Source organism: Shewanella sp. 10N.286.52.C2 (assembly GCF_002874545.1).
Taxonomy (GTDB): domain Bacteria; phylum Pseudomonadota; class Gammaproteobacteria; order Enterobacterales; family Shewanellaceae; genus Shewanella.
This window is the reverse complement of record NZ_MCTV01000049.1, coordinates 1-12,711: the sequence shown is the minus strand read 5'-3', so window position 1 is coordinate 12,711 and position 12,711 is coordinate 1. Positions and strand designations below refer to the sequence as shown.

11 protein-coding genes and 1 riboswitch are annotated in these 12,711 nt (G+C 40.2%); of the genes, 7 read left to right on the top strand and 4 right to left on the bottom strand.

Going from position 1 to position 12,711, the window contains the following annotated elements; translation table 11 throughout:
- Window positions 1-273: 273 nt before the first annotated feature.
- From BCU94_RS16505 to BCU94_RS16495, 3 genes are all read right to left on the bottom strand, one after another.
- A complete protein-coding gene (locus BCU94_RS16505; protein WP_102476998.1) occupies window positions 274-1,830 on the bottom strand; it encodes a Na+/H+ antiporter NhaC family protein in 1,557 nt (518 codons plus the stop codon).
- A 77-nt stretch (window positions 1,831-1,907) separates the two neighbouring features.
- Window positions 1,908-2,128, bottom strand: a riboswitch (Lysine riboswitch).
- 397 nt (window positions 2,129-2,525) lie between these two features.
- A complete protein-coding gene (locus tag BCU94_RS16500; RefSeq protein WP_102476997.1) occupies window positions 2,526-3,449 on the bottom strand; it encodes an FAD-binding protein in 924 nt (307 codons plus the stop codon).
- Between the two features lie 2 nt (window positions 3,450-3,451).
- Window positions 3,452-4,201, bottom strand: coding sequence for an electron transfer flavoprotein subunit beta/FixA family protein (locus BCU94_RS16495; protein WP_102440655.1), 750 nt, complete (start codon window positions 4,199-4,201; stop codon window positions 3,452-3,454).
- 453 nt (window positions 4,202-4,654) lie between these two features.
- On the opposite strand from BCU94_RS16495, the gene BCU94_RS16490 reads away from it, so the two are divergent.
- The 6 genes from BCU94_RS16490 (at window position 4,655) to BCU94_RS16465 (ending at window position 10,407) form a co-directional block, all read left to right on the top strand.
- Window positions 4,655-5,059: an H-NS family nucleoid-associated regulatory protein gene (locus BCU94_RS16490; protein ID WP_076540367.1), complete on the top strand. Its 405-nt coding sequence runs from the start codon at window positions 4,655-4,657 to the stop codon at window positions 5,057-5,059.
- Window positions 5,060-5,194: 135 nt separating this feature from the next.
- Entirely contained in the window at window positions 5,195-5,590 is a 396-nt protein-coding gene (rcsF, locus tag BCU94_RS16485) for an Rcs stress response system protein RcsF (protein ID WP_102440656.1), read from the top strand.
- A 270-nt stretch (window positions 5,591-5,860) separates the two neighbouring features.
- Window positions 5,861-6,607 carry a tRNA (N6-threonylcarbamoyladenosine(37)-N6)-methyltransferase TrmO gene (gene tsaA / locus BCU94_RS16480; protein WP_102477014.1) on the top strand — a complete coding sequence of 249 codons (747 nt, stop codon included), beginning with the start codon at window positions 5,861-5,863 and terminating at the stop codon, window positions 6,605-6,607.
- 1 nt (window position 6,608) lies between these two features.
- The gene (locus BCU94_RS16475) at window positions 6,609-7,253 is read left to right on the top strand and encodes an acyltransferase (protein WP_102440662.1); all 645 of its coding nucleotides are present in this window, start codon (window positions 6,609-6,611) and stop codon (window positions 7,251-7,253) included.
- A 138-nt stretch (window positions 7,254-7,391) separates the two neighbouring features.
- The gene (locus BCU94_RS16470) at window positions 7,392-9,107 is read left to right on the top strand and encodes a proline--tRNA ligase (RefSeq protein ID WP_102476996.1); all 1,716 of its coding nucleotides are present in this window, start codon (window positions 7,392-7,394) and stop codon (window positions 9,105-9,107) included.
- 172 nt (window positions 9,108-9,279) lie between these two features.
- A complete protein-coding gene (locus BCU94_RS16465; protein ID WP_102440658.1) occupies window positions 9,280-10,407 on the top strand; it encodes a patatin-like phospholipase family protein in 1,128 nt (375 codons plus the stop codon).
- A 153-nt stretch (window positions 10,408-10,560) separates the two neighbouring features.
- On the opposite strand, the gene BCU94_RS16460 is transcribed toward BCU94_RS16465, so the two are convergent.
- Window positions 10,561-11,097: a YfaZ family outer membrane protein gene (locus tag BCU94_RS16460; protein WP_102440659.1), complete on the bottom strand. Its 537-nt coding sequence runs from the start codon at window positions 11,095-11,097 to the stop codon at window positions 10,561-10,563.
- 328 nt (window positions 11,098-11,425) lie between these two features.
- Here BCU94_RS16460 and BCU94_RS16455 point away from each other — a divergent pair, with 328 nt between their 5' ends.
- Entirely contained in the window at window positions 11,426-11,914 is a 489-nt protein-coding gene (locus tag BCU94_RS16455; RefSeq protein ID WP_102440660.1) for a glutathione peroxidase, read from the top strand.
- Window positions 11,915-12,711 lie beyond the last annotated feature (797 nt).

The following is a 12,711-nucleotide window of genomic DNA, read 5'->3' as shown; positions in this document are numbered from 1 at the left end:
CACTCACCATTGGCAGAAACAGTCATTCACTCACAGTGCTAATCGCTGCTTCTCTTCGCTAACAATAACTGCTGCATAAACAAAACATGTGAGCTTAAACCTTTGAGGTTCACTCTAGTGATTCGACTTAGATATTTAGCTTATATATACCACTTTATTATGCAGCCTTGATTTTAAAACATAAAAAATGCCGCTCATCTGAGCGGCATTTTCATACAAGTTAGCTATATCTAAAGTTCGCGATAAGCTTAAATCAAACCGAGTTAGCTTACGCTATTTAGTGATCAACTTCAGTCCAATAACGCTTAATACAAATAGCACACTACAGGTGACCAAGCCCATGGCCACTGACGCGGTAAAACCTAATACACCGTAGCCAATAATACTAATGACCGCCACGATTAACGCATAAGGTAATTGCGTCATTACGTGATCGATATGGTGACAACTCGCCCCCGTTGACGACAAGATAGTGGTATCTGAAATCGGTGAACAATGATCGCCAAATACTGCACCAGATAACACGGCTGCAAGCATAGGTAACATCATAGTGCTATCACTGCCCATCGCCATATCAGCTGCAATTGGCAACATGATACCGAAGGTACCCCAGCTGGTGCCGGTTGCAAATGCGGTTAGGCCTGCTAATAAAAATAATACTGCAGGTAGCATCGCAAATGGAATATTGCCTGTGGCTAAACTGGCCATGTATTTACCGGTTTCAAGGTTGCCAATAACCGTTGAAATCGTCCAAGCAAATAACAAAATATAAATGGCAGGTAGCATTGATTTAGCGCCAAGTTTGATGCCAGTGAACACCATAGGCAGAGCAATTTTTTGCTTCACAGTTAATACTAAGGTGACCGCTAACCCCACCAGTGAACCGTAAAATAGTGACGAGCTCACTTCAGTATTTTCAAATGCTCCTAAAATGCTAAAAGGTAAATCATTAGCTGATAATGCATCAGCGCCTGACGCCACCATGAAATAGAAGGTTGCCGCAACTAACACTAATATAGGTAAGAATAAGCCAATGATTTTACCGGTTTCCGCTTCTGGTAAATCGGCTGTGGCTCCTGGTGGTAAGCCTTTAGATTCGTCGAACAACTCACCCTTTTGGGCATTTTGTTCATGCTTACGCATTGGGCCAATATCTAAACCAAATAACGCCACACACACCAATAATAATAATGCAAAAATGGCATAAAAGTTCATTGGGATCATTTGCAGGAACACACTTAAATGCCCTGTATCAGCAAAGCCATGAGCCGTTAAAATCCCGCCGATCAGGGCGATAATGTACGCCCCCCAGCTTGAAACAGGCGAGATAACACAAATTGGTGCCGCTGTTGAATCCAATAAGTAGGCTAATTTAGCCCGTGAAATGTGGTAACGGTCGGTGATTGGACGTGCAATAGATCCCACCACAATACTGTTAAAGTAGTCATCAATAAACACTACAACACCAAGGAAGATAGTCATCAACTTGGCATCACGTTTATTGCGAATACGTTGATGAGCCCAATCAGCAAAGGCGCGAGCTGAACCACTTACCGTGATTAATGCCGTGATCATGCCCAAAATCACCAAGAAACCTAAAATTTGTAGGTTCCATGAATTGAGCGCGCCATCATCCCAAACTAGACCCGTGACGGTAGTCAGTAAATTTGAGGCTGCAGCGCTAACTGAAAAATCACCGAGTAAAAACACCCCGGTGATAATACCTAAGCCCAATGAAAGTAAGACTCGGCGAGTTAATACTGCGAGCAAAATAGCCACTACTGGTGGCAAAAGCGAGAGAGCCGAATCGGCGTAACTTGTTATCATCATTTCTTATAATTTCTTCGTTGAGTACGAATGGAGAATAACTGATAAGGCAAGTTTACGTTGAATACGTAAACGAAATTCTTTTCAGTAGCACTCCACAGTAATATCAATATCGTTGTCGATATATATTCTTCTACCCTTTCGGATAGAAATTACCATGACAGTGCAGTCCCTTTCGGTAACTGCCCCAATAAATGGTTTTGATAGAATCCATTTACTTCGGCACTAAATCCTTTCCGAATAAGTTATTGGCATCACCCAACTCACCCGTACTGATACTTAATGCACCTCTACTTATGCTAACAACAGAAAGGCTCTGTATATCAACACCCCATCATACAAACATAAGCAGTAGCATCATTGCCAGATAAAACTTGATTATCTTGTAATATATAACATCACAACTAAAACCGCGCACATTGACGCAGCACCAGTGTAACCTTTTATTAGCAAGGGTTCATATTTAACGCAGTGGTAATTTTTGCTCACTGATAGAACAGCACCGCAAATAACAACGCATTAGTATAAATTGGCAGCAACTATCTACGGAACATTAAAAAAGGCTTTTACCTCTCGGTAAAAGCCTTTTAGTGCCGTTTTTTATTAGTGGATATTAACTCACTAAAAAACTAGCGTAAGCCATAATCCTATTATAAAGAGCATTATTTAGGACTCTTATTTAGGGCTCTAATTAAGGACTATAGCAAATTAGTTAGCTCAGGGATCGCTTCAAACAAATCAGCTTCCAGACCATAATCTGCAACCTGGAAAATCGGCGCTTCAGGATCTTTGTTGATTGCCACAATGACTTTAGAGTCTTTCATACCAGCAAGATGCTGAATAGCCCCTGAGATACCTACAGCAATATACAGATCAGGTGCGACAATTTTACCAGTTTGACCTACTTGTAAATCATTCGGTACAAAGCCAGCATCAACAGCTGCGCGCGAAGCACCAACAGCAGCAGTTAATTTATCAGCAAGCGCTTCTAAAATAGCAAAGTTCTCACCACTGCCCATACCGCGGCCGCCGGAAACAATCACCCCAGCACTGCCAAGCTCAGGACGCTCTGATTCAGTTAATGTTTGCGAAACAAATTCTGCCGCTGCTGTGGCAACAAAATCAACCATAACCGCTTCTGCACTGCCGTCATTGGTTGCGGCATCAAAAGCACTGGTTCGTACTGTTAGCACTTTAACCGCATCTAAACTTTGCACTGTCGCTAATGCCGAGCCGGCATAAACAGGACGCACGAAGGTATCTGGGCTTACAACTTCAATCACTTCAGAAATTTGCGCCACATCTAATAACGCCGCGACTCGTGGCAGGGTATCTTTACCGACACTGCTAGCCGCAGAAATAATATGTTCGTAATCACCTGCAAGGTTAACCACTAACTGTGAAAGGTTTTCTGCTAGTTGCGCTTGATACACAGCATTATCAGCAACTAATACCTTGCTTACGCCTGTTAATGCTTGCGCTGCGGTAACTGCTGCAGCGCAATCACTACCAGCAACTAACACATGCACATCACCACCAATGGCAACCGCTGCGCTTACTGCTTTAGCGGTATCTAATTTTAAGCTTGCGTTATCATGTTCAGCTAATACTAAAATAGTCATAATTAGATCACCTTCGCTTCATTTTTTAACTTTTCAACTAATTCAGCCACTGAATTCACCATGATGCCAGCTTTACGCTCAGCTGGAGGGGTGACTTTTATAATGGTTTGATGTGCTTTTAAGCTTACGCCTAAATCATCAATTGAAAGTGTCTCTAATGGCTTACGCTTAGCTTTCATAATATTAGGTAATGATGCGTAACGAGGTTCATTTAAACGTAAATCAACCGTAACCACCGCTGGTAATGGCATTTTTATTGTTTGTAAGCCGCCGTCAATCTCACGGGTTACTTCTGCACTGTCTGCCGTTAATGTTAGCTCTGATGCAAACGTTGCTTGAGGCATATTCGTTAATGCAGCTAGCATTTGACCGGTTTGGTTATTGTCGCCATCAATAGATTGCTTACCAAATATCACTAATTCTGCTTGTTCTTTTTCTTGAACCGCTTTTAAAATTTTAGCAATCGATAACGGCACTAACTCGTCATCAGTCAGGACATGAATAGCACGGTCGGCACCAAGCGCCATCGAGGTACGTAATTGTTCTTGAGCATTTTTAGCTCCAATAGTGACCACAACAATTTCCGTAACACTTCCTGCTTCTTTCAATCTTACAGCTTCTTCAACTGCAATTTCACAGAATGGGTTTAACGCCATTTTCAAATTAGCAGTATCAACATTTGTGTTGTCAGCGTTTACTCTGACCTTCACATTTGCATCGACTACGCGCTTTACAGGCACCAATACTTTCATGGGATTTCCTTTTACACCTTCAATGTATGTGGACGGCACATTGGTTTTAACCAATGTAATATGGCTCAACTTTACGGCCTGTTAACGTTAACGTCAACCTAAGTCAAACACTTGTTTATATTTTTTTTGGCTCAATGTGCGCTTAAAAGAACTGACATCTGCACAATTTATATTAAATAAGGTACCTAAAAGGTAGATTAATTAATTTTTATCTACTTATTGATGATTTTATTTGATCCATTCAGATTTAGTTTCTATTATTAATGACTATTCAAGTAAACTTATTTTTTTACTATTAAATATTGTGCTTTATTGACATGCTTAATGGTCAATTAAATTTGACACTCCAATGCTAAATAATTAAGCAATGTAGCGATTTTGATAGGTATTCTTTAATCTCTAAAGCATTACTTGAAAACTTATTATTTAATAACCATTAGGATGCACATTGATATGAGTGACTTTTTAGAAATACTAACCCATGGTCGTCGTTTTAAAGCTGCAGTTAAAGAGTTGTCTGTAGAAGATTTACGTGAGCTTTCAGTAAAGCTTGAAAAAATCATTACAGAAAGAGAAGAAGACGAAAAAGCAGAACAAGAAGCCAATGCAGAAAGAAATGCACGCATTGCTGAAATTCTAGCGCAAATTGAAAACAGTGGTTTATCAATTGAAGACTTAGGTGAAGTATCAATTAAGCCTGCACCAAAAAAACGTGCGCCGCGCCCTGCTAAATACCAAATTGAAGTTGATGGCGAATTAATCCAGTGGACGGGTCAAGGCCGTATGCCAACTGTGTTCAAAAACCAAGTTGATAATGGCAAAACAATGGAAGACTTCTTAATTCCTGGTATGGAATAACACTTGCTGTTTTGACATCCTTCATATAGAAAAAGCTTACTTTGGTAAGCTTTTTTCTTATCTGTATTCTATTCCCACCTGCTAGCAAGCATTGTAAACTATACTACATTCACCTCTTTTGAATTAGGCTTTACTATGAACGTTTCTCGTCCTGTTTTTTCTTTAGCTATAAGCTCAGCAATATTATTATCTGGTTGTGCTAGTGAATACACTTTTAATAGTAACCTAGACACTAAGGCAATTGATGACTATTTCAAACCTGGAAATGTGGTTCTATATAAAGAGAACCAACGCCCTAAAGGGTCATTTGAGGTGTTAGGCCTAGTTGAAGGTGAATCATGCCAACAAACTGCTGATGGGGTTCCTGCAAGCATTGCAGATGCGAGAACCGATGCACGAAAACAGGCGGTCGAGCTAGGTGCCAATGGGCTAATGATCAAAAAATGCCTATTAACAGAACAACAGGTCGACAGCTGCTACAGCCAAGCAATTTGTGTCGGCCAAGCAATTAAAACCGCTACTGAGCAGTAGATACTTGTTAATAATTTAGTATTAGAGCAACCGACTATTAATGGCTAATGGTCAAAGAAATTAAACCATCAGGCTAGGTGTCTAAGTCATTTTATTTATGCTGTTATCCGAAGCATTTTAAAGACATTAACACCCGCTTTGCTTAAAACCTTACATTGGCTAATGGCTCTTTAGTATTAAATTAACAAAGCATTGAACATTTATTCGGTTCAATGCTTGATTATGCCCCCTCTTAATTTATTAGTAACAACACTTGACGGTTTCTTAGACATGAAAACAGATCCTAACGCGCAAAACTTTAGCTCTCAAATAGAGGCCGTCGGGTATTGTCGTACCCCTTACAAACAAAAGTTTGGTATCCCAAGACAACCAGGGTTGGTAAATATTAAAGGTGTTATTGAATTAGCCCCTCAAGTCAATAACCTTGATGCGGTTAGAGGTATTGAACAATATTCACACTTATGGCTGCTTTTTTGTTTTCATGAAAACCTACAGCAAGGTTGGAAAAATACCGTCAGACCACCAAGATTAGGTGGCAATGAAAAGTTAGGCGTATTTGCCACCCGCTCTACATTCAGACCTAATGGTATTGGCCAGTCAGTGGTTAAATTGCATAAGGTTATTCAGAAAAATGGCAAAGTTTGTCTTGAAATATCCGGCATGGATTTATTAGATGGTACCCCCATTATTGATATAAAACCTTATATTCCATTTTCTGACTCAATAGAAAGTGCGACAGGTGGCATCGCTCAAGATGCGCCAAAATTAATTGATGTACAATTTTCAAGCTTGGCAAAAGCGCAAATTGACGCCCACTCATCTAAGCTCAATAACAGTGATTTAATTCAACTTATTACTGACGTGTTAGCTCAAGACCCTCGACCTGCTTATAAAAAAGCCAAAGCAGATCCAAAATTATATCAAGTGGCCTTATATGATATTGATATTTTTTGGACCGTCACTGAGCAGCAGATTAATGTTATTGAAATTAAACCCACCAGCGTTGGTCAAAACTAATATGAAGTCTGATTTGAACAGCACCCTTGATACAAACAAAAGTCCTGATTATCAAACTCAGCATAAAAAACGTTTATCTTGGATGCCGTGGTTGTATTTTTCCTTAAAAGACAAACAATTTACCTGGGCTAAACCCTGGCAAGATGAAGTTCAGCAACAATTTGAGCAGCTTGAAACCATTAAGTTTGGTCAGCAGTGTTTTATCGCCCCCGAAGCCAATGTGTTTGCAGAGCCTGGGCGCAATATAACTATGGGAAATCAATGCATGATTGCCGCCGAGGTGTTTTTACATGGGCCGATAACCCTAGGCAATGAAGTGGCCATTAATCATGGCTGCTCTTTTGATGGCGGTCGCTGCGGCATCACCATTGGTGATAAAACCCGTATCGCCAATAACGTCACGATTTATGCTTTTAACCATGGCATGTCAGCAGAGCAAGATATCTATCAACAACCCAGTCAATCAAAGGGTATTGTCATTGGCCGTGATGTATGGATTGGCGCCCAAGCTGGCATTGTTGATGGGGTTACTATTGGCAACCAAGCCATTGTTGGCATGGGTAGTATTGTGACCAAAGATGTTCCCGAATTTGCGATTGTTGCCGGTAACCCTGCCAAAATCATTGGCGACCGACGCGATAAATAGTTGCTTTAATTTATCGCCCATATCATTTTGCCATAGCCCTATGGCTATCTTTGTCAGGTATCGCTTAATTATCTGGTGACTTCATCGTTACAGGTGATAAAATGTCGCACATTAATAGCTACTAAGTGGACATTGGGAATGCGAGTTAGCAAGTACCTGCTTTCAACACAAAAAGAAACACCTGCAAATGCAGAAGTCATCAGCCATCAATTGATGTTACGTGCCGGCTTTATCCGTCGTAATGCATCAGGCCTTTATTCATGGTTACCGAGTGGTTTACGTGTATTACGTAAAGTCGAAGCCATTGTTCGTGAAGAAATGAACAAAGTCGGTTCTATTGAAATTTTGATGCCCCTAGTACAGCCGGCCGATCTTTGGGTTGAAACAGGACGTTGGGAAAAATTTGGTCCTGAATTGCTCCGCTTCCAAGATCGTCATAACCGCGACTTCGTTTTAGGCCCAACCCATGAAGAAGTGATTACTGATTTAGTCCGTAAAGAAGTGAGCTCTTATAAGCAATTACCACTGACATTATATCAAGTACAAACAAAATTCCGTGATGAAGTCCGTCCTCGTTTTGGCGTGATGCGTGCACGTGAATTTTTGATGAAAGATGCCTATTCTTTCCATTTAACCCAAGAGTGCATGGATAAGACTTATGCAGACATGCATCAAGCATACTGCAACATCTTTAATCGTATGGGTCTTGCTTTCCGTCCTGTTATTGCTGACACGGGTTCAATTGGTGGTAGTACCTCACATGAGTTCCATGTTCTTGCTAACAGTGGTGAAGACTTGATCGCTTATTCAACTGAAAGTGATTATGCCGCAAACATTGAAAAAGCAGAAACTGCAGCACCAACTGGCACATTAGCCGCACCAACACAGGAAATAACTGTCGTTGATACGCCAAATGCCAAAACCATTGCTGAATTAGTCGAGCAGTTTGAACTTGAAATAACTAAAACAGTTAAAACCTTGATTGTTAAGGGCGCAACTGAAGATGCACCATTGGTAGCATTAGTTATTCGTGGCGATCATGAGTTAAACGAATTAAAAGCTGAGAAGCATGAGCTCGTTGCCTCACCACTTGAGTTTGCCACTGATGCTGAAATGGTTGCAGCTGTAGGTGCAGGTCCAGGTTCAATCGGCCCTGTAGGCCTTGAAATGCCTATTATCATTGACCGTGACGTCGCGCTAGTGAGCGACTTTGCTGCTGGTGCTAACCAAGAAGGTAAGCATTACTTTGGCATCAACTGGGAGCGCGATTTACCAATGGCACAAGCGATGGATATTCGTAACGTGGTTGAAGGTGAAGCAAGCCCAGATGGTAAAGGTGTTTATGCGTTTGCACGTGGTATTGAAGTCGGTCATATCTTCCAACTTGGTACTAACTACTCAGAAGCAATGGGCGCAACCGTACTTGATGAAAACGGTAAGTCAAAAGTGATGCAAATGGGTTGTTATGGCGCTGGTGTTAGCCGTATCGTTGCCGCTGCAATCGAGCAAAACCATGATGACCGCGGTATGAAGTTACCTGAGTCACTGGCGCCGTTCACTGTGGGGATTTTACCGATGAATATGCATAAGTCTCATCGCGTAAAAGACATGGCTGAGCAGCTTTACGCAGACTTAAGTGCCCAAGGCATTGAAATCTTATTAGATGACCGTAAAGAGCGCCCAGGCGTGATGTTCAATGACATGGAGCTAATTGGCTTGCCTCATGTAATTGTTATTGGCGATCGTAATATCGATGCTGGCGTGTTTGAATATAAAAACCGCCGCACTGGTGAAAAACAAGATATCCCGTTTGATCAGATTGTCGACTTTATCAAGTCAGCAATTAATGGCTAATCATTCGCTTTAAAACTATGCCGTAAAAAACGCACCTTTTAAGGTGCGTTTTTTTTGGTTTTCATTTCATATTTTACATGTAACTACTGTCGATTATGTTATTTTGATTGGTATAACCAGTTATTGCTATACATACTGATATCATCAGCTTATCAAACAGAGGAGAGCATAGTTGTCAGATTCAATTGCACTGGTATTAGGTGGCGGTGGCGCACGGGCTGCGTATCAGATTGGCGTGTTAAAAGCGCTAGTTCAGCTTTATCCGCGTAATCATCATATCCCGTTTGATATTCTAAGTGGTAGCTCAGCAGGTGCAATTAACGCAACGTCATTAGCTACCCATGCCTCTTGTTTCCATTTAGGGGTTCGCAAACTTGATTGGGTTTGGCGGCACTTTGAAACCCATAAAGTCTACAGTTCATCGTTTTGGAATGTATTAAAACACTTATCAAAAATGGCCTTAAAAGGGCTACAAAGTGATAAGGTCAATACCGAAGCGGGCAGCCTGCTTGATAATCAGCCATTACGAAAACTACTGAATCAATTAATCGATTTTCAGCGTATTGAACGCAACATCGGTAGTGGCGCTTTAAAGGCCATTAGCTTAGATGCATCAAGTTACAATGACTCATATTCCTACAGTTTCTATCAAGCTAGCCATCATATTAACGACTGGCAACGGGCAAGAAGACAAGGTACCCGCACCACATTAACCACAGATCATTTGATGGCGACCTCAGCTATCCCATTGGTTTTTCCATCGGTAAAATTAAAACAAGCCTATTTTGGTGATGGCTCAGTACACCAATTGTCGCCGTTATCCAGCCCGATACATCTAGGAGCCAGAAAAATTATGGTGATCAATCTAGATAGCCCTCATAAACAAAGGCACAGTGATATAGATGCTCACCCAAAAACAGCAACCATTGCAGGTCATTTACTGGATACCATTTTCTCAGACACTTTAAACAGTGATTTAGAACGCTTAGAGCGGATAAACAGCACCTTAGACCTTATTCCACCCGCCGATGCTAAGCTGGTTAATTTGCGTAAAATTGACACCTTAGTCATTAAGCCCAGTGAAGATTTAAGTGTTATTGCCGCGCGCTACTTTCAAGACTTACCTCTCGCCATCAGAATATTATTGAAATTTATTGGCATTAATCGTCAATCAGACTCAAGTATCGCGTCATACTTATTATTTGAAAAATCCTACACCAGTGCCTTAATTGATCTCGGTTATAAAGACGCTATGAACCAAATGGATACCATCAAAACCTTTTTTGAACTGGAAACCTAAATAGGCTTCTTGGCTAAATGATTAGTGCAGCACGACTCACTTTGAGATGAACTCACTGCCAAATACGCTGCTATTACAAATAATAAAAAGCAAGTTGCCACGCAACTTGCTTTTTTGGTGGAGAGTGTTTCCACAGGTGCCGCTTAATAAGTATTAGAAGCGTGAAGTGCCACCAATATAGAAACCATCTTCAAAAGCACGATCTGAACGACCATCATACTGGAAGGTCATATTTCTATAACCGAAAAAAACCGCCATATTAGGGTTAAAGTCATACTGCACTTTTCCACCTAATTCGGTGTAACCATCGACATCCGAAAAAGACAATACTGACGGCGCATAATAAGCATCAGCATGCAGCGATATTTTATTGCCTAGCGCAAAGCCATAGTGTCCACCGACGGCAATGACACTGCCATTAGGACTATTATCAAACCAAACACTGGATAACTTAGGGCCAATTTCAATTGAATGCGGACCAGTTTGATGGGTCATATGCATGGCAAACTGCGCCAAATTACCCTTTTTATCTGAATACACATAACCGGCTTCAAGATTAACATTAGGGTTAATATTGGTCTTAATGTCAGCAGATACCACGTGCTCACTGAGCCCTAAAGAAAACTCAGTAGCATTAACATTGACGCAAAACACACTCGCTGCAATAACAGCCATCATTTTTTTATTCATTTATAACCTCAAACCTAAGTGCTTATGGGCCAAGATTATACTGAGCTAATTAAATAGTCTTTATAAAAAGGCCTAACACGAGCGCCTAGATGGATTAACACACAATTAAACCACAACCAAGTTACAATAAATAAGAGTTAGCAATACCTGTAAGTTAATATATCAAGTCGCGGTTGAGTATAACTTAATCGGTAAAATTAACTGCTCTCGTTGATGGCAAGCCCAGATCAGCTTATGCGTTTATTAAATCCGTATTTTAAATTGTGCACAATCCAATTTGCAGTTATGATAAAACTTAAAAGTATTATTATCGTTTTAGGAGTTGACCATGAGCCAAACATTTTATCAGCAAAGCGCAGTAGACATTCAAGGTAACACTGTATCCATGGATCAATTTAAAGATCATGTGGTATTGGTTGTTAACACCGCTAGCGAATGCGGCTTCACCCATCAATATAAACCCCTTGAGCACCTGTATCAGTTATATAAAGAGCAAGGTTTAGTGATATTAGGGTTTCCATGTAACCAGTTTGGCTCCCAAGAAAAAGGCGACGAAGCTACCATTAGCAAATTCTGTGAACTGAATTTCGGGGTTAGTTTTCCATTATTTAGTAAGGTGGACGTTAATGGCGCCAATGCCGCACCTATCTATCAGTTTCTTAAGTCTTCAGCTAAAGGGTTGCTGGGCAGTGAGTCAATTAAGTGGAACTTCACTAAATTCTTAATAGACAAAGAAGGCAAGGTGTTAAAGCGTTATGCACCGACCATGAAACCTGAAAATTTAGTAGAACAAATTGAGTATCTACTGAAAAAGTAATAGTTACCGCATTAAATCGACACTTAATGTATTTTTAATCTACTGATTTAATTGCATAAAAAAATTATTGATAAAAAATATAAAAAAATTGATGTTTTTTTGAACTATTTCACTTTGAGATGCTCATAGTATATAGACAGTGTTTTCACTTTCATCATCTCCCTGGGACTTCTAGCGCGGTCCCTTTGATCTCAAAGTGGATCAATAGGCAATCGTTTGATTGCCTTTTTTTATGGCGCTAATTTTTGATGAGACTGGTTTGTTAAAGCAAAGTTTATAAAGCCCCCCTTAATCCTGACGATGTTCGCCATAAAAGAACAATAAAGGTTATCACAAAAACCCAATAAAAACAGATACATAAAAATGTATAGCTTTCGATCATTCTAAATATTTAAAAAATAATAAATTTTATTGAACCATTTGCAGCTTAGCCTCTCTTAGTAATGTAGCTAGTCAGTAATAGGCTAACCCCTCATCAAGGTTATTTCGATACTGAGCTTTTATAGATTTAATCTCCCCAATTATTTCGCTACTCGAATTTGGTAACTCTTTTTCATCATCACTCCCAATTGGGACATTGCTAACACGCTAGCGCACCGTTAACAGTGACCCGCATAGAAATACTTCTGGCAATCCACTGGGTTGCCATTTTTTTTGCGCCAAGTTTATCTCAGCTTGAATATGACCTGAGATTAAACACCAATTCAAACTGCTGATTTAAAACTAAATTGCAGTAATAAAATCCAATCAAACCAGCTAGCCAAAAAAATTTTAAAATAATTTACCGCGGTAATGAA

Excerpts from the sequence above, each read along its gene's own strand:
- tsaA (WP_102477014.1), top strand. The coding sequence starts at position 5,861 with ATGAAAACAGATCCTAACGCGCAAAACTTTAGCTCTCAAATAGAGGCC.
- BCU94_RS16460 (WP_102440659.1), bottom strand. The coding sequence starts at position 11,097 with ATGAATAAAAAAATGATGGCTGTTATTGCAGCGAGTGTGTTTTGCGTC.
- rcsF (WP_102440656.1), top strand. The coding sequence starts at position 5,195 with ATGAACGTTTCTCGTCCTGTTTTTTCTTTAGCTATAAGCTCAGCAATA.
- BCU94_RS16470 (WP_102476996.1), top strand. The coding sequence starts at position 7,392 with ATGCGAGTTAGCAAGTACCTGCTTTCAACACAAAAAGAAACACCTGCA.
- BCU94_RS16500 (WP_102476997.1), bottom strand. The coding sequence starts at position 3,449 with ATGACTATTTTAGTATTAGCTGAACATGATAACGCAAGCTTAAAATTA.
- BCU94_RS16490 (WP_076540367.1), top strand. The coding sequence starts at position 4,655 with ATGAGTGACTTTTTAGAAATACTAACCCATGGTCGTCGTTTTAAAGCT.
- BCU94_RS16505 (WP_102476998.1), bottom strand. The coding sequence starts at position 1,830 with ATGATGATAACAAGTTACGCCGATTCGGCTCTCTCGCTTTTGCCACCA.
- BCU94_RS16495 (WP_102440655.1), bottom strand. The coding sequence starts at position 4,201 with ATGAAAGTATTGGTGCCTGTAAAGCGCGTAGTCGATGCAAATGTGAAG.
- BCU94_RS16455 (WP_102440660.1), top strand. The coding sequence starts at position 11,426 with ATGAGCCAAACATTTTATCAGCAAAGCGCAGTAGACATTCAAGGTAAC.
- BCU94_RS16475 (WP_102440662.1), top strand. The coding sequence starts at position 6,609 with ATGAAGTCTGATTTGAACAGCACCCTTGATACAAACAAAAGTCCTGAT.